16 protein-coding genes are annotated in these 16992 nt (G+C 68.8%); 9 read left to right on the top strand and 7 right to left on the bottom strand.

All coding sequences use genetic code 11. The annotated features are described in order from the left end of the window. Positions 1-88: 88 nt before the first annotated feature. From rpmH to QFZ75_RS19535, 9 genes are all read left to right on the top strand, one after another. Positions 89-226: a 50S ribosomal protein L34 gene (gene rpmH, locus QFZ75_RS19575; protein ID WP_006381191.1), complete on the top strand. Its 138-nt coding sequence runs from the start codon at positions 89-91 to the stop codon at positions 224-226. Positions 227-246: 20 nt separating this feature from the next. Further along, on the top strand, positions 247-618 hold the full coding sequence (gene rnpA, locus QFZ75_RS19570; protein WP_307538661.1) for a ribonuclease P protein component: 372 nt from the start codon (positions 247-249) through the stop codon (positions 616-618). Further along, positions 615-980, top strand: a complete 366-nt coding sequence (gene yidD, locus QFZ75_RS19565) for a membrane protein insertion efficiency factor YidD (protein WP_307538659.1) — start codon at positions 615-617, stop codon at positions 978-980. The genes rnpA and yidD overlap by 4 nt, the downstream gene beginning before the upstream one ends. A 3-nt stretch (positions 981-983) precedes the next feature. Next, positions 984-2264 carry a membrane protein insertase YidC gene (gene yidC / locus QFZ75_RS19560; protein ID WP_307538657.1) on the top strand — a complete coding sequence of 427 codons (1281 nt, stop codon included), beginning with the start codon at positions 984-986 and terminating at the stop codon, positions 2262-2264. A gap of 15 nt (positions 2265-2279) precedes the next feature. Then, positions 2280-2792 carry a R3H domain-containing nucleic acid-binding protein gene (locus QFZ75_RS19555; protein WP_307538655.1) on the top strand — a complete coding sequence of 171 codons (513 nt, stop codon included), beginning with the start codon at positions 2280-2282 and terminating at the stop codon, positions 2790-2792. 149 nt (positions 2793-2941) lie between these two features. Beyond that, positions 2942-3658, top strand: coding sequence for a 16S rRNA (guanine(527)-N(7))-methyltransferase RsmG (gene rsmG / locus QFZ75_RS19550; RefSeq protein WP_307538653.1), 717 nt, complete (start codon positions 2942-2944; stop codon positions 3656-3658). Positions 3659-4047: 389 nt separating this feature from the next. Then, complete coding sequence (locus tag QFZ75_RS19545; protein ID WP_307544603.1) at positions 4048-5121, top strand: ParA family protein; 1074 nt, start codon at positions 4048-4050, stop codon at positions 5119-5121. Then, positions 5118-6218, top strand: coding sequence for a ParB/RepB/Spo0J family partition protein (locus QFZ75_RS19540; protein WP_307538651.1), 1101 nt, complete (start codon positions 5118-5120; stop codon positions 6216-6218). Before QFZ75_RS19545 ends, QFZ75_RS19540 begins: the two co-directional genes overlap by 4 nt. A gap of 324 nt (positions 6219-6542) precedes the next feature. Continuing rightward, the gene (locus QFZ75_RS19535) at positions 6543-7160 is read left to right on the top strand and encodes a GNAT family N-acetyltransferase (protein WP_307538649.1); all 618 of its coding nucleotides are present in this window, start codon (positions 6543-6545) and stop codon (positions 7158-7160) included. A gap of 97 nt (positions 7161-7257) precedes the next feature. Here QFZ75_RS19535 and trxA read toward each other — a convergent pair whose 3' ends face one another. From trxA to QFZ75_RS19500, 7 genes are all read right to left on the bottom strand, one after another. Beyond that, the gene (gene trxA / locus QFZ75_RS19530; RefSeq protein WP_307538647.1) at positions 7258-7590 is read right to left on the bottom strand and encodes a thioredoxin; all 333 of its coding nucleotides are present in this window, start codon (positions 7588-7590) and stop codon (positions 7258-7260) included. 44 nt (positions 7591-7634) lie between these two features. Further along, a complete protein-coding gene (gene trxB / locus QFZ75_RS19525; RefSeq protein WP_307538645.1) occupies positions 7635-8603 on the bottom strand; it encodes a thioredoxin-disulfide reductase in 969 nt (322 codons plus the stop codon). Positions 8604-8755: 152 nt separating this feature from the next. After that, entirely contained in the window at positions 8756-9685 is a 930-nt protein-coding gene (locus QFZ75_RS19520) for an anti-sigma factor (protein WP_307538643.1), read from the bottom strand. Beyond that, positions 9682-10392, bottom strand: coding sequence for an RNA polymerase sigma factor SigM (sigM, locus tag QFZ75_RS19515; RefSeq protein WP_307538641.1), 711 nt, complete (start codon positions 10390-10392; stop codon positions 9682-9684). Before sigM ends, QFZ75_RS19520 begins: the two co-directional genes overlap by 4 nt. A 26-nt stretch (positions 10393-10418) precedes the next feature. After that, complete coding sequence (locus tag QFZ75_RS19510) at positions 10419-12146, bottom strand: protein kinase family protein (RefSeq protein WP_307538639.1); 1728 nt, start codon at positions 12144-12146, stop codon at positions 10419-10421. A 118-nt stretch (positions 12147-12264) separates the two neighbouring features. Beyond that, complete coding sequence (gene murJ / locus QFZ75_RS19505; RefSeq protein WP_307538638.1) at positions 12265-14493, bottom strand: murein biosynthesis integral membrane protein MurJ; 2229 nt, start codon at positions 14491-14493, stop codon at positions 12265-12267. A gap of 46 nt (positions 14494-14539) precedes the next feature. After that, a complete protein-coding gene (locus tag QFZ75_RS19500) occupies positions 14540-16978 on the bottom strand; it encodes a DUF6049 family protein (protein ID WP_307538636.1) in 2439 nt (812 codons plus the stop codon). Positions 16979-16992 lie beyond the last annotated feature (14 nt).

The raw sequence follows: 16992 nt of genomic DNA, 5'->3' as shown, positions 1-16992 counted from the left end.
GCACTCGGGCGTAAGCGAGCTACTCGTGGGCGCACGGTGACAGCCAAGACGGCACCCCGCAACTACCGAATCTTTCTGGAGCCCCCGAGTGAGCAAGCGCACCTTCCAGCCGAACAACCGTCGTCGCGCCAAGACCCACGGCTTCCGCCTGCGGATGCGTACCCGTGCCGGCCGCGCGATTCTCGCGAACCGTCGTGGCAAGGGTCGCGCCAGCCTGTCCGCCTGATCACTTAAACAGGTCATGACGTGCTGCCTACCGAGCATCGGCTGAGGCGGCGCGAGGACTTCGCGACCGCGGTACGCCGAGGACGCCGGGCCGGACGCCCGCTTCTTGTCGTCCACCTACGTAGCGGTGCAACGGACCCGCACGCGCCTGGGGAGAGCGCTCCCCCGACGCGTGCGGGTTTCGTTGTCAGCAAAGCCGTGGGCGGAGCCGTTGTCCGCAACAAGGTGAAGCGCCGGCTTCGCCATCTGATGCGTGAGCGAGTGGCGCTGCTGAGCCCCGGTAGCCTGGTAGTAGTACGAGCGCTGCCCGGTGCGGGTGACGCCGACCATGCCCAGCTGGCCCGAGACCTGGACGCCGCCCTGGAGCGGCTACTGGGAGGGGGCGCGCGATGAAGTACCCGCTGCTGGCTCTCATCAAGCTGTACCAGTGGACCATCAGCCCGTTGCTCGGGCCGGTGTGCAAGTACTACCCGTCGTGCTCCCGCTACGGGTACCAGGCCATCGACCGGCACGGTGCGATCAAGGGAACGGCACTCACCGCCTGGCGCATCCTGCGGTGCAATCCGTGGTCGCTCGGCGGCGTGGACCATGTCCCGCCGCGCAAGCGCCCGCGGTGGCACGAGATGCTGCGCAACACCTGGCGCGCACGCAAGGGCGGGAACTCCGCCGCCGAACCGGCCACCGAGGGGCACGGTATGTCCAACCATCCCTCGAGCCCGGCCGCCGAGACCCCGTCCCATGCTCAAGGAGCCTGATTAGTGGACACGATTGCCGGCATTTTCAGCTTCATCACGACACCCGTTTCCTGGGTCATCGTCCAGTTCCACTCGGTGTACGGCGCCATCTTCGGCCCCGACACGGGCTGGGCCTGGGGCTTGTCCATCGTGTCCCTGGTGATCCTGATCCGTATCTGCCTGATCCCGCTCTTCGTGAAGCAGATCAAGGCCACCCGGGCGATGCAGACGCTGCAGCCCGAGATGAAGAAGATCCAGGAGCGCTACAAGAACGACAAGCAGCGTCAGTCCGAAGAGATGATGAAGCTGTACAAGGAGACGGGCACCAACCCGCTCTCCTCGTGCCTTCCCATCCTGGCGCAGTCCCCGTTCTTCTTCGCCCTCTACCACGTGCTCAACGGCATCGCGTCTAACGACACCATCGGCGTGATCAACGACCGGCTGCTGGAGAGCGCGCAGAAGGCGCACATCTTCGGGGCCCCGCTGGCCGCCAAGTTCACGGACGGCAGCTCCAAGGTCGAGGCACTGGGCTCCACGATCACCGATGTGCGCATCGTCACGGCGATCATGATCGTCCTGATGTCGTTCTCGCAGTTCTACACGCAGCGCCAGCTGATGACGAAGAACGTCGACACGACGGTGAAGACGCCGTTCATGCAGCAGCAGAAGATGCTGATGTACGTCTTCCCGGTCATGTTCGCCGTCTTCGGCATCAACTTCCCCGTCGGTGTCCTCGTGTACTGGCTGACCACCAACGTGTGGACCATGGGCCAGCAGATGTACGTCATCCGCAACAACCCGACTCCGGGTTCCAAGGCTCAGGCCGCCTACCTGGACCGCCTGCACAAGCGCGTCACGGAGCACGGCAAGACGCGCGGCCGCGGGGAGAAGGCCATCGTCAAGGCCATCGTCGCCAAGGGCCGCGACCGCAACGACTTCGAGCGCAAGTTCATCAACGGCCTCACCAAGGCGGGCCTGGCGGCACAGGCCGACGGCAACGTGGTGAAGAGCGAGGCCTCGACCCTGGTCGAGACCGAGGACGGCACCCCGGCGACCGCTGCTCCCAAGCGGCAGCAGCCCAAGCGGCAGAGCAAGTCCCAGCGGCAGTCGGGCCCGGTCCAGGGCGCCAAGGCGGCGGGTGAGGCCGAGCCCAAGACCTCCCTCACCAAGTCCGACGAACCGCAGGACGCCAAGCCCGGCCCCAAGCCGGCGGGCGGCAAACCCGCGTCCGGTGGCACTCGCAGCAAGGCCCAGTCCGGACAGCGCAAGGGCCCGCAGCGGCCCAAGTCCCCGTCCAAGAAGTAAGAAGGAGTCCATCCCGTGACGGAAGGCACCACCTCCGCTGCCCCTGAGGGTGGCGACACCCTGACCCGCCTGGAGCAGGAGGGCGAGATCGCGGCCGACTACCTCGAGGGTCTGCTGGACATCGCCGACCTCGACGGCGACATCGACATGGATGTCGAGGCCGATCGCGCGGCTGTCTCGATCATCAGTGATTCCCACAGCCGCGACCTGCAGAAGCTGGTCGGCCGCGACGGCGAGGTGCTGGAGGCACTCCAGGAACTCACCCGCCTGGCCGTGCACCGGGAGACCGGGGACCGCAGCCGGCTGATGCTGGACATCGCGGGCTACCGTGCCAAGAAGCGTGAGGAGCTCTCGGAGCTGGGCGCGAAGGCGGCGGCCGAGGTGAGGAGCTCCGGCGAGCCGGTGAAGATGGACCCGATGACCCCCTTCGAGCGCAAGGTGGTGCACGACGCCATCAAGGCCGCCGGCCTGCGCAGTGAGTCCGAGGGCGAGGAGCCACAGCGCTTCGTCGTCGTGCTCCCCGCCTGATCAAGCACGTCGTACCCCCGGCCCCGTCTGTGTCCGCAGGCGGGGCCTCATTTTGTCAGCCTGATAGTTCTCGATGGTTCCTGCTAGTTCCTGCTAGTTCCTGTAGTCAGCGCGTAGTGCGCTCAAGCGGTACGGAAGGACGGTTCCCCGTGACGGAGGCAGCGGAGCTCCCCCCTGCGCCCGAGCAGGCTCGGGCGGTATTCGGTGATCGCTTCGCGGACGCGGTTCGTTATGCGGAGTTGCTGGCCGACGCGGGAGTTCAGCGTGGTCTGATCGGTCCCCGTGAAGTACCCCGTCTGTGGGAACGGCACCTGCTGAACTGTGCCGTCCTCTCGGAAGTGGTCCCCGACAACGTGACGGTGTGCGACGTCGGGTCCGGTGCCGGGCTGCCCGGCATCCCGCTGGCCCTCGTGCGGCCGGACCTCAAGATCACACTGCTTGAGCCGCTGCTGCGGCGCACGAACTTCCTGACCGAGGTCGTCGAACTGCTCGGGCTCGACCACGTCACCGTCGTCCGCGGACGGGCCGAGGAGGTCCTCGGCACGCTGCCACCGGTCCACGTCGTGACGGCCCGGGCCGTGGCTCCCCTCGACCGCCTCGCGGCGTGGGGCGTTCCGCTGCTGCGTCCGTACGGTGAGATGCTCCTCCTCAAGGGCGACACGGCGGAGGAAGAGGTCAAGAGCGCGGGGGCCGCCCTGAGCAAGCTCGGAGCCGTGAACACCTCTGTGCTGCGCGCCGGCGAAGGCGTCGTGGAGCCGCTTGCCACCGTGGTGCGTGTAGAGGTCGGGGAGAGCCCCGGCGGTGTGCGCTTCGCTGCCAAACGGGCGAAGGCGGCCCGGACGGGCAGGGTGAGGAAGCGCCGCTGACGGACCGGACGAGGAGACATCGCTCACGACCGGTCGGAGAGTCGTGGACTGATCCGTTCTGACGACGAGACGTACTCCACACAAGCTGCCAAGGCTGTGCGGGCCGGAGTGTCGCACGATGACGGTGCCGCCCGCTGTGCATCGTGTTTCACGTGAAACGTCGCTCTCTGCTGCACGGCATCCTCGGTCGCGGCCGCACTGCGGCCGAACTCCGCGACCATAATCCCCAGGGGTCCCAGGGGTCCCAGGGGCCTCTGGGACCCCTGGGATCCTTCGGGAAAAGACCCTCTCCTTACGCTGCTGCGTCACCCGGAGAGGGCACGGAGTTGTCCACAGAGGTGGATTTCTCCACAGAAGCACGGGCCTCGCTGGTTCCCCACCCCGATGGCATGGGAGGCTCTGTTCATTGCGAGCCTGAAGTCGAGGAGAGTGAATCCTTGCGGTCCGACGCCAACATCGCGGGACCGATGACCGATCCGGTCCCCGGTCCCCGAACCGAGTCGATGGGGGACGATGTTTCACGTGAAACACCGCCCCCGATGGACGACACTCCCATCGGTCGTGCTGCCCAACTTGCTGTGGAAGCTCTAGGACGAGCCGGTGAAAGCCTGCCACGGCCGGAGCAGACCCGCGTCATGGTGGTCGCCAACCAGAAGGGCGGGGTCGGTAAGACCACGACCACGGTCAACCTTGCCGCCTCGCTCGCCCTGCACGGCAGCCGTGTCCTGGTGGTGGACCTGGACCCCCAGGGCAACGCCTCCACTGCGCTGGGCATCGACCATCACGCCGAGGTCCCATCGATCTACGACGTGCTGATCGACAGCAGGCCGCTCTCCGAGGTCGTTCAGCCGGTCTCCGATGTGGAGGGTCTCTTCTGCGCGCCTGCCACGATCGATCTCGCCGGCGCGGAGATCGAGCTGGTGTCCCTGGTGGCACGTGAGAGTCGCCTGGAGCGGGCGATCAAGGCGTACGAGCAGCCGCTGGACTACATCCTCATCGACTGTCCGCCCTCCTTGGGTCTGCTGACGGTCAACGCGCTCGTCGCGGGCGCCGAGGTCCTCATTCCGATCCAGTGCGAGTACTACGCGCTGGAAGGCCTGGGCCAGCTGCTGCGTAACGTCGACCTTGTACGGGGTCACCTCAATCCCGACCTGCACGTGTCCACGATCCTGCTCACCATGTACGACGGCAGGACCCGCCTCGCCTCACAGGTTGCCGACGAGGTGCGGACCCACTTCGGCGAAGAGGTACTGCGGACGAGCATCCCGCGCTCGGTCCGTATCTCCGAAGCCCCCAGTTACGGGCAGACGGTGTTGACCTACGACCCCGGGTCGAGCGGCGCCCTCTCCTATCTTGAGGCGGCGCGCGAGATCGCACTGCGCGGAGCCGGTGTGGCCTACGACACGCAGCATGCCCACATGGGCGCACACAACGAACAGAGCATGGTGGAGGGGATCCAGTGAGTGAGCGACGGAGGGGGTTGGGTCGCGGTCTCGGCGCACTGATTCCTGCGGCCCCGACAGGGGAGAAGGTCATCCCGCCGGCGATGGGCGGACCGTCCTCGTCGCCGGGCGCCGTACCGGTCCTTACCGCGGAGCGCGGGGTGGCAGCGGCCAAGGTGGCCGCACTGGCGTCCCAGGTTTCACGTGAAACAGAGGAGCCGTCGGAGAGCGTGTTCGGCGAGGCTCCGGCGGCACCCGTGGGCGCATACTTCGCCGAGCTGCCCCTCGACTCCATCACCCCGAACCCGCGTCAGCCCCGTGAGGTGTTCGACGACGACGCTCTCGCGGAACTCGTCACCTCCATCAAGGAGGTCGGGCTTCTCCAGCCGGTCGTCGTACGGCAGGCGGGCCCGACACGCTACGAGCTCATCATGGGCGAGCGGCGCTGGAGGGCTTGCCGGGAGGCAGGGCTGGAAGCCATCCCCGCCATCGTGCGGGCCACGGACGACGAGAAGCTCCTCCTGGACGCCCTTCTGGAGAACCTGCACAGGGCTCAGCTGAACCCGCTGGAGGAGGCTGCCGCCTACGACCAGCTGCTCCAGGACTTCAACTGCACGCACGACCAGCTGGCGGACCGGATCGGTCGGTCGCGTCCGCAGGTCTCCAACACCCTGCGCCTGCTGAAGCTCTCGCCGTCGGTTCAGCGCCGGGTCGCCGCCGGAGTTCTCTCCGCCGGCCATGCGCGAGCTCTGCTCTCCGTCGCGGACTCGGAGGAGCAGGACCGTCTGGCCCATCGGATCGTTGCTGAGGGACTCTCGGTGCGGGCCGTGGAGGAGATCGTCACGCTCATGGGTTCGCGGCCGCAGTCGACTCCGCGGGCCAAGGGGCCGCGCGCCGGCTCCCGGCTCTCCCCGGCACTGAACGAGCTTGCGACCCGTCTCTCGGATCGCTTCGAGACGCGCGTGAAGGTCGACCTCGGTCAGAAGAAGGGCAAGATCACCGTCGAGTTCGCCTCGGTGGAGGATCTCGAGCGGATCCTCGGCTCGCTCGCCCCGGGCGAGGGGCCGGTGCTGCAGAGCAGCCTCCTGGACGACGACTCCGAGGAGACGGAGTCCTGAATCCAGCGGGCCGGACGTTCTTGACCGGCTGTCCAGAAGAGCGGGCTGTGTCCGGTGTGTACCGGAACACGGCCCGCTCTTTGCTTTTTGGCGGTATCGATGGAATCGCTTCATCGATACGATGCGATCGGGTAAGGCGCATTCACCTGGCAGCACCTTCTGTGGGGAGGCGAAGGCCATGCGGACGGTGAGCCGTACCGGACTGGTGAGCGCAGGTCTGGGTATCGGAGCGGTCGGCGGGTTCGTCGGCAGCCTGCTCAGGGAACGGAGCGCTCTGACAGCCGCCCGCGACGCCGCGGGCGAGGAAAGCGAGGAACTGCCTTCATGGGGCGCCGGCTCGTACCGCTCACGCTGGACAACCTTCAGGACCTTCCCGAACGCTGTCGCGCGTGCGTCTTCTGGGAGTTGGACCCAGTCAGCGGCCAGGCCGCGGTAAAGGCGGGCACCCCGGATCTGGAGAAGGAGGCGTGGATCTCCGCCGTCCTGCTGGAGTGGGGATCATGCGGTCGGGTGGTCTATGTCGACGACGTACCGGTGGGCTTCGTGCTTTACGCACCGCCCGACTACGTGCCGCGCTCGACGGCGTTCCCCACGAGCCCGGTCTCGCCCGACGCCATTCAACTGATGACGGCGTTCATCCTGCCGGACTACCAAGGGCAGGGACTCGGACGTGTGATGGTCCAGACGGTCGCCAAGGATCTGCTGCGGCGGGGCTTCAAAGCCATCGAGGCCTTCGGTGACGCCCGGTGGAAGGAGCCGGCCTGCGTCCTGCCCGCCGACCATCTGCTGGCCGTGGGCTTCAAGACGGTACGGCCGCATCCGGCGTACCCGCGGATGCGGCTGGAGCTACGCACGACGCTCTCCTGGAAGGAAGACGTGGAGCTGGCGCTCGACCGGTTGCTGGGGGCTGTACAGAAGGAACCAGCGCTGCGTCCGTTGTAGCCACCGCGGCCGCACAAGCGGATGGGCCAACCCGTTCGGGTTGGCCCATCCGTGTTTCACGTGAAACATCGTCGCCTGTAGGCGGCGACGTACCGCACTACTCGGCGATGAAGTCCTCGAGGTCCCGCACGATCGCGGCCTTCGGCTTGGCACCCACGATGGTCTTGGCGACCTCGCCACCCTGGTAGACGTTCAGGGTCGGGATGGACATGACGCCGTACTTGGCGGCCGTACCCGGGTTCTCGTCGATGTTGAGCTTGACGATCTCGATCTTGTCGCCGTATTCGGCGGCGATGGCTTCGAGGGACGGCGCGATCTGGCGGCACGGGCCGCACCAGGCGGCCCAGAAGTCCACCAGTACGGGCTTGTCGCTCTTGAGGACATCCTCTTCGAAAGAGGCGTCAGTCACGTGCTTCAGGGTGCCGGCCACGGCGGGCTCTCCTTAACTGGTTGGTGCAGTGAGGCGGATGAAGGTCAGACAGCGGTCTTCTCGGGCTCCGCCGCTTCACCGTCCGCGAGAGCGGCGAGGAAGCGCTCGGCGTCGAGAGCAGCGGAGCAGCCGGTACCGGCCGCAGTGATCGCCTGGCGGTAGGTGTGGTCGACGACGTCGCCTGCGCCGAAGACACCCGTCAGGTTCGTCCGGGTCGAGGGCGCCTCGACCTCGAGGTAGCCCTCCTCGTCCAGGTTCAGCTGACCCTTGAAGAGTTCCGTACGCGGGTCGTGACCGATCGCGATGAACAGGCCGGTGACGGGCAGCTCGGACGTCTCGCCGGTCTTGAGGTTGCGCAGCGTCAGGCCGGCCAGCTTTTGGTCGCCCTGGATCTCGGCGACCTCGCTGTCCCAGACGAACTTGATCTTCGGGTCGGCGAAGGCGCGCTCCTGCATCGCCTTGGAGGCCCGGAGCGTGTCGCGCCGGTGGACGATGGTCACGGACTTGGCGAACCGGGAGAGGAAGGTGGCCTCCTCCATGGCGGTGTCGCCGCCGCCGATCACGGCGATGTCCTGGTCCTTGAAGAAGAAGCCGTCACAGGTCGCGCACCAGGAGACGCCGCGTCCGGAGAGGACGTCCTCCTTGGGCAGCCCCAGCTTGCGGTGCTGTGAGCCGGTGGTGACGATGACGGCCTTCGCACGGTGCACGGTGCCCGCGGTGTCCGTGACGGTCTTGATCTCCCCGCTGAGGTCGACAGAGACGATGTCGTCCGGGATCAGCTCCGCACCGAAGCGTTCGGCCTGGGCGCGCATGTTGTCCATGAGCTCGGGGCCCATGATGCCGTCCTGGAAGCCGGGGAAGTTCTCCACCTCGGTCGTGTTCATGAGGGCACCACCCGCGGTGACGGCGCCCTCGAACACCAGCGGCTTAAGCGACGCGCGCGCGGTGTAGAGCGCCGCCGTGTAGCCGGCGGGCCCGGAGCCGATGATGATCACGTTACGGACGTCGGTCACGGCTTGATTCCTCGTCTCTGGGGACTGCTACGTACGACCGGGGGAGTCTTTTCTGAACTCTCACCCCACCCAACGGATCCTAAGGGGCGCGCATTCCCACTGTGTCCGGGCACACGAAGACGAGTCGCCCCACCGCGGCGCGGCCGAGGCGCTCAGTTCAGCGGGTAGGAGTGCTCCAGCAGAACCTTGCCCGCGGTGATCGACGAGTTCTCCACACAGGCGGAGTCGACGACGTATGCCGTGACTCGTGTCGTGTCGGTGGCGGCGGGAAGAACCACGAGGTAGGCGTCCGTGCCCTTGTAGGAGCCTTCCTTGGACGCGAGCGGTTCGGCGTCGCGGCCGATCCCCTGCTTGATACAGATGGGCACGGAGTTCGTGGGCAGGTTGAGAACGCTCGGGCTCTCACCGGACTCGGTGCCGTTGGGCTGTGCGCTCCGGGGTCCGCGTTGTTCCTTCGTCGCCGCCTTGGCGAGAAGGTCCTCGACCTGACTGTCCAGCTTCCTGCCGGCGAAGGTCTCCGCGGAGTCGGTCGGCTTCGGGGACGCCGACGCGGAATCGTTGTCCGAGCCGTCGCTCCCCAACGAGTGGATGAGCAGGCCGCCGAGCCCCAGTGCGGCGGCCGTGAACATGGCGCCCAGGACAACGGTCCTGCGGCGCCCACGACGCGGGCGATGTGTGCGGCCGGGACCGGTGGTACCGCGGGAATGCCCTGCGGGGCGGTCCGTCGTGAGCGATGTTTCACGTGAAACATGTCCGCTGTCCTCGGCGCCCCCGTACGAGGGGTCGGCGGAGAAGAGGCTGCCCGCACCTGCGGTGGCGGGCGCCGTAGCGCTGAGCAGTGCTTCGGCGGCGAGAGCGGCGTCGATGCGCCCCGCGACGTCGGCGGGCATACGGAGCGGGCCCGGCAGCGTACCGAGCAGGCCCCGGATCTCTTCCAGCGAGTCGTACACGTCGGCGCAGAGCGGGCAGTCGTCCAGGTGCTGTCGCACATCCGCCGAGCGGGACGGGGAGAGCAGACCTTCGGTGAGGTCGGAGATCTCCGTGACGTCCGGGTGCCCGGCCATGTCCGTCGTGGATGTCACGCTCGCCCACCTCCGCCCTTCACAGCAGCTGAATCGCTCGGTCCGTCATGTGGTCCCGCTGCGGGTGGGACGGATGCCCCCGGCGTACGGTTCCTTCCCTCGCCCGACTTCTTGCCCGCTCTGTCGCTCCCGCTGTCCGGGCGCAGGTGTTTGAGCAGGGGGAGGAGTCTGGCTCTGCCGCGGGCACAACGGCTCTTGACCGTGCCGGTCGGCACATCGAGCAGACTGGCGGCCTCGGCGACGGGGTAGCCCTGCATGTCCACCAGGACGAGCGCGGCCCGCTGGTCGACCGGCAGGGTGCCCAGAGCCGTCAGCAGCTCACGGTGCAGGTCGTTGCGCTCGGCCGGGGCGGAGGCGGACTCGTGCGGTTCGAGGAGCTGATCCAGACGCTCCGCGTCGTCCACGGGAGAGGTCTTCCTGGAGGCGGCCTTGCGGGCACGGTCCAGGCAGGCGTTCACCGTGATCCGGTGCAGCCAGGTCGTGACGGCCGACTGGCCGCGGAAGGTGTGGGCGGCCCGGTAGGCGGAGACGAGAGCGTCCTGGACGGCGTCAGCGGCCTCCTCGCGGTCGCCCAGTGTCCGCAGGGCCACCGCCCAGAGCCGGTCACGGTGACGACGTACGAGTTCACCGAAGGCGTCGGGATCGCCCTCGACGTGCCGGGAGAGGAGGTCCTGGTCGCTCACTTCGCTGTAGGCGCCGTCCGCCATCGAACCCCCTCCCCCTCGCTGACCGCTCAGCCGGTGAACTTCACGTCGGTGATCGCCTGCTTGTAGCCGGCGCTGCTGAACTGATCGCCGGGCGCGCTCGGCACCTCGGTGATCCAGACCAGAACGTAGCGGGTCTTCACCGCCTTCTTGGCGGAGATGCTCAGGTCCTTGCCGCTGGTCCTGCCGGACGCGATCTTCGTCATGGAACCGAGAGGCGTGGACGACGACAGCGAGTCCGTCGCGTACAGCGTGGCCGTCGTGCGGTCGCCCGCGTAGTACAGCCCTATCGAAGCCTCCGACACATCCTGCTCGGAGCCGAGGTCGTAGACGATTCCGACGCCCTGCTTGAAGGGCGCCAGCGTGGGACCGCCCTTGTAGGAATACGTCCTCCAGTAGGTGGAGCTGTCCTTGTCGTACGTCAGCCCCGCGTCGCCCGCGTGCTGGGGCTTGCCGTCCGGGTAGTACTCCGCGGCGTCCTTGATCACGATCGGCTTGGCCGGCTTCGCCTCGACGCCGTTCTTGTCGTTCCCGTCGGTCGTCTTGGTGTTGCCCGTCTCGTCGGACTTCCCGTGATCCATGAGGGCGTCCGCCAGCTGCCAGCTGCCGAGGCCCAGGGCGGCGATCAGAAGCGCGGACACCGTCCATTTGAGCGCCTTGCCGGTACGGGTCTGCAGCGGGGGCAGCGGCGCCGGCATCGCCTGGGTGGCACCGGGGTGAGGCGCGGGACGACCGTAGTTGCCCTGCTGGTACGTCGTGCGCTGGTACTCCGGCGGGGCCGTGAAGGCGGGCTCCGGCGGCCGGATGCGGGGCATCTCCCCGACCGCCTTCACCAGCTCCTCCGGTGTGGTGCACGGAGGTTCCTGGCGGGACGCCGTCGCGCCGTCGTTGACGAGCGCGCGCATCGCGAGTTCGGACAGGCCGCGGTGCACTCCTGCCCGCACCTGGTCGGGCGCGATGAGACCGACGCCCTTGGGCAGCCCGGAGAGTCCGTACGCGTCGTCCTCGTACGGCCAGCGCTGGGTGAGCGCGGCGTACAGCAGCGCGCCGATCGCCTCCGTGTCGGTGCGCTGGGGGGTGTCCGAAGTGATGCCGCGCAGCGCGGCGTTCACGGCGAGGCCCCGGATGCGCCACTGTCCGGACGAGGTGCGCAGCACGGCGCCCGGGGTCAGCTTGAGATGGGCCAGCCCCTCACGGTGCGCGGCGGCCATCGCCTGGGAGACCTGACTGACCATCTGGTAGGCCTCGTGCACCTCCAGCGGACCGGCGGCCAGAAGCGTCGTCAGCTCCGTGGCGTCCGGCAGCCATTCGTGCACGACATAGACGAGGTCGTTCTCCTCGACCGCGTCCAGGACCTGCACGAAACGGGGGTCGCCCAGCAGCGCCGACGAACGGGCCGCCGCCAGGACGGAGCGCGCTCGTGGATGGTCGGCGGGCAGCAGGTGCACACCGACCGCACGGCGGAGTTTCTCGTCCACCGCACGCCAGCTGCTGAAACCGTCCAGACGGGTGACACACTCCTCCAGGCGGTAGCGCCTGGCGAGTTTGTGCCCACTGTGCAATTCGGGCGGGGGCGTTCTGCCGGAGCTCTCGTTCCCCCCGCTCCTCCCCTGTGCCTCTTCGCTCTGCGAGCTGTCCGTGTCCCGCTCCCGGTTTAGGGCCACCCCGTCGGCCGTGGACTGGTCCGCCTTCGCGGTCAGCGGCTCATCGCCGCTGCTGTCCGCCACGTCGACGGCAGCCGTGCTCCGTTCCGCCACCGTCGCTCCTGCCTCCCCATTCGTTGCAAGCTGTCCGACGCCAAAGCCAATTGTGCCCACAGTCCGTCCCTCTGCACGACACGCGGTCGCGGACGATGGTTGTGCGCCTACCCCGCTCTCAGCGCCCAAGGCGCCCGCGGACCATGCCCACCATTGCGTTCAGTTCCTCGATGCGCATCCGTCGTGCCGCGACGAAGAAGACTCCGATCAGTGCGGCACCACCGCCGACCAGGGAGGCGAGCGAGCCGCCGACGCCCTGTCCCAGCGTCTTGCCGATCCAGTAGCAGACGGCGCCGCTGAGCAGCGCCGCCGGTACCGCCGCGATCGCGAGCCGCGCGTACGTGCGCAGGACGCGGCCGCCGTCCAGGTCGCCGTCCAGCCGCTTGCTGAGCCGCCGCCAGGCGACCCCGACACCGGTCGCGTAGGCGAGACCGTACGACGCGGCCATGCCTGCCACCGCCCAGCGAGGGGGCAGCAGGAGGAAGCAGAGTGCGGAGGCGCCGGCGTTGACGGCGGCCACGATGACCGTGTTGTAGAAGGGCGTGCGGGTGTCCTCGTACGCGTAGAAGGCTCGCAGCACGACGTACTGAACGGAATACGGGATCAGGCCGAGGCCGAACGCCATCAGCATGTAGCCCATGTTCGTCGCCTCACTGGTCCCGGAGGCACCGAACATCAGCGTGCACATCGGGACGCCGAGGGCGACGAAGCCGAAGGAGATCGGCACGATCGCCACGGCCGTGGTGCGCAGTCCCTGGGAGATGTCGTCGCGGACGGCCCCGCTGTCGCCCTCGTGGGCGGAGCGTGCGAGCCGCGGCAGCAGGGCGGCCATCAGCGAGACCGTGATGATGGCCTGCGGAAGGCCCCAGATGAGCTGGGCGTTGGCGTAGGCGGCGAAGCCGGTGCCGTCGGCCGGGGAGGCGTCACCGGCCGCGGTGGACAACTGGGTCACCACGATCGCGCCGGCCTGGTTGGCGAGGACGAAGAGCACGGTCCACTTGGCGAGCATCGCCGCCTTGCCGAGCCCGTGCCCCTTCCAGTCGAAGCGCAGCCGCAGCCGGAAACCGGTCTCACGCAGGTACGGGATCATCGCGAGGGCCTGGACGACGAGGCCGAGCAGGACGCCGATGCCGAGCAGCCGCTCGCCCTCCGGCGGGATGGTCGAGGCCTCCATGCCGGAGCTGCTCGCGGTGCCGTACACCCAGATGAACAGGCCGAGCGTCACGATGATGACGACGTTGTTGAGGACCGGGGTCCACATCATCGCGCCGAACTTCCCGCGCGCGTTGAGGATCTGGCCCATCACCACGTGGATGCCCATGAAGAAGATCGTGGGCAGGAAGTAGCGGGCGAAGGTGACGGCGACGTCATTGGCTGCTTCGTTGCCCGCGACCCGCGTCGACAACGCTTGGACCAGGAGCGGCGCCGCGAGCACCGCGAGCGCGGTGAGCAGGCCGAGCACCACGACGACGAGGGTCAACAGCCGGTTGGCGTACGCCTCACCGCCGTCTTCGTCGTCCTTCATGGCCCGCACGAGCTGCGGGACGAAGACGGAGTTGAGACCGCCGCCGACGGTCAGGATGTAGATCATCGTCGGCAGCTGGTACGCGACCTGGAAGGTGTCGCCGAGGAGGCCGACGCCCAGGGCCGCGACGATCAGCGCGGAGCGGACGAAACCGGTGAGGCGGGAGACCATGGTCCCGGCCGCCATCACCGCGCTCGACTTCAGCAGACCCGACGCACGGCCCCCGGACTTCTTCGCTGGGGCGGCGGCGGGCGCGGCCGGAGGAGGAGGCGGAGCCGCGGCGGCGGGGGCCCGTTCCGCCGTGGGGGCGGGCGCGCCGGGTGGACCCGCGGCGGCGGCGTGGGCACCGCCCTGCTGCTGGTCCCGGAAGAGGTGGGCGAACGCGTCCGGCTCGTGACGTTCCTCACCCGCCTGGGTCACCAGGTCGTCCACGCCCACGAACTGCGTCGTGCGGGGATCGTCCCCGTACGGCAGGTACTGGGTGGGGCCCTCCGGCTCGGGCGCCGGGGTCTGCGCCCACACGCGCGGGTCGGGGGCGTACGGGGACTGGGGCGGCTGGGCGTAGAGCGGCGGCTGCGGCTGGTAGGTGCCGGGCGGCGGCGGAGGGTGCGCGGCACGGTCGTAGAGGGCCTCGGTGACGGGGTCCTGGGCGGACAGGTCCTGAGCCTGGTAGGGATCCTGGGCGTAGGCGTCCTGGAAGTACACCTCGGCCGCGTGCTGCGGAGGCACCTCGCCGGGATCCGGCGGACCCTGCGGCGGGCCGTCGGGGTGGCCGGAGCCCCCCGCGCCCTGACCGCGGTCACCGTCGTACGGCGCGTTCATGGTTACCCCACCTCATCGTCCCCGGGCCCACCGGCCACGACATCGCTCAACGGTCCACTCTCTCACCAGTGCCGGACGGGTCGGTGATTTCCGGTGCGGTGTCCGGTGAGTCACTCGCGTGCTCCGGGACGTGTGCCTCCGGCCCGGAGGCGGACGCTGCCACGCGACCGCTCTCCGTGTCGTCACCGCTCTCCGCGGCGGCGGCGTTCTCCGCGCTGTCACCGTTCTCCGCTCCGGCGGCGATCTCCGCCTCGCCGCCGTCCGCGGGGGTGTTCTCCGCTCCCTGCGCGGCCTGGCGGGCGGCCTCCCGCTTGCGCTGCGTGTACATCCGGAAGCCGGCGAGGACGAGCAGCAGGACACCACCGGCGATGACCAGCATCACCGTGGGCGTGATCTCGGTGACCTTCACATCGAAGGTGACCGCGGTTCCGTACGCGCGGCCGTCCTGCGTGTACAGCTGGGCGACCACCGCCGCCCGGCCGTTGGCGTGGGCGTTGGTGGTGAACTTCACCGACTGGCTGTGCCCGCCCGAGACCGTGACCCGCTGCTCCTCGAAGACACCGTCACCGATGCTGAGGCGGCTCGGCTGCTCGGAGGTCAGACGCAGCACCAGGTGATCGACGCCCTGGACGAGGTTGTTCTGCACGGTGATCGGGATCGTGGCGCTGCGTCCCGAGAGCTTCGCCTCGGACTTGTCGATCAGTGCGACGCTCTCGGTGAGTCCGACGAGGTACCGCTCCACGCCGGTGCGGTACGCCGACGCCTCGGCGGCCCGGCCGCGCCACGAGGTGGACATCGACCGGTCCATGGCCCGTCCGAAGGGCGTGACCACCCGGGACTTGTCCGAGAGGATCACCTGGAAGCTGTCGAGTTCCTTCTGCGTGCGCTGGATCTGCTCGAACGCTCCCCGCGGCAGCTCCTGCTTGCGCAGCGAGGAGGGGTACGAGGACGCGGAGGGGACCCGGGTGGTGGCGCCCGCGTCCGGCTTGGCCCTGGTGGCCGCGGACAGCTCGGCCGACTGTGACCAGTTCCCGTCCTGGAGCGCCGTGAGTGCCGCGGCCATCGTCTGGGCCTGGCCGGCGCTCGGCATGCGCTGCGGGGCGATCACGATGCTGCGCTGCCTGTCCGGGGCCTGGTGGTTGAGCATCAGGCTCTGGGCGAGGAACCGCTGCACGGCGAGCGTGGAGTTGTCGGCCACGGTCATGTCGCCCTGGAACGCCGTCGACAGCCGGGCGTCCGCGACCACCGCGGTGGTGCCGCCGCCGATCGGCCGGGCGGCGGAGGGCGTGTAGGGGAGGGCGCCGGTCTCCCGCAGGCTGTCGCTACGGGTGAGCACCGTGTCGGCACCCGCCGAGGTCGCGACCTTGACGATCGACGGGTCGATCGCGCCGTTCACGGGCCAGGCGTAGTCCGTGTCGGGGGTCACGTGGAGGATCGACTCCACGGTCGTCGCGGCCACGGTGGTGGCGTCCTTGAGGTGGCTGAGTGAGCCGGTCACGGCCGTGCCGCTGTGGGCGAGCGACGCAAGGTCCGGGTCGGCGAAGGGGAGGGCGACGACCTCCTCACCCTCGACGGCCGCTTCCAGTTCGCTGAGCCACTTGTTGGCCACCGCCTGGTGCGTGCCGGCCGTGGTGGTCCTGCTGGAGCCGTTCACCTGAACCCGGTAGCTGCGGGTCATCGCGTCGACGGAGGCCAGCAGGTCCGGGTCGACGACCCAGGTGATGTCGAGGTCCTTGCCGAGGCTGAGAAGCCGCTCCAGGCGGCCGCCGGGGGAGAGCTCCGCGGCCAGGGCGTCGTCGTCCGCGAAGATGGGGGTCTGCTGTTCGTTCGACCCCGTCTCGGCCGTCATGTGGGAGGCCGAGATCAGCGGCCAGAGGTACGTCGTCCTGCTCTTCGTGCCGGCTGCCTCCGGCTGCCACGGCAGGAAGGTCCGCTCGATACCGAGGATCTGCTCGTACGGGGCGGCGCTGGTCCGGCCGGTGAGCGTGACACCGAGCTGGTAGACGCCGTCGGAGCCGAGATCCAGCTTGTCGACGGGCACGGAGATGCTGAAGGACTGCGAGATGCCCGGCGCCAGCTTCGCGAATTCCGCCACGTACTTGCCGCCGACCTCGGTGCCCGCGTAAGGGTTGCTCTTCGCGGCGTCGTCGATCGCCGAGCGGCCCTCCAGCGTCGGACCCACCCGCAGGCCGACGTGCGCGGCGGTGACCGCCTGCTTGCCCTTGTTGACGATCCGGCCCGTGACGGTGAGCGTGTCGCCGTCGGAGGGAACGCTCGGACTGAGCGAGTTCAGGGAGACACCGACCGTGCGGGAGCCGGTGGCCTCGGCGGCGGCCTTCGGCTCGGAGGCATACGAGGGCATGGATGTGGGCAGCTGGAGAATGCCGGCCAGCAGAGGCGCCCCGGCGAGCAGTGCTCCCGTGCGCCGCAGCCACCGGCGGGCAGGTGAGGGACTGGTCCCCTGGAAGTCTGCCGCCTCGGCCACGCGCTCGCCCGTCC

This window comes from Streptomyces sp. V3I8, from assembly GCF_030817535.1.
Lineage (GTDB): Bacteria > Actinomycetota > Actinomycetes > Streptomycetales > Streptomycetaceae > Streptomyces.
The sequence above is the reverse complement of the archived record's forward strand: the minus strand, read 5'-3'. Positions and strand labels throughout refer to the sequence as shown.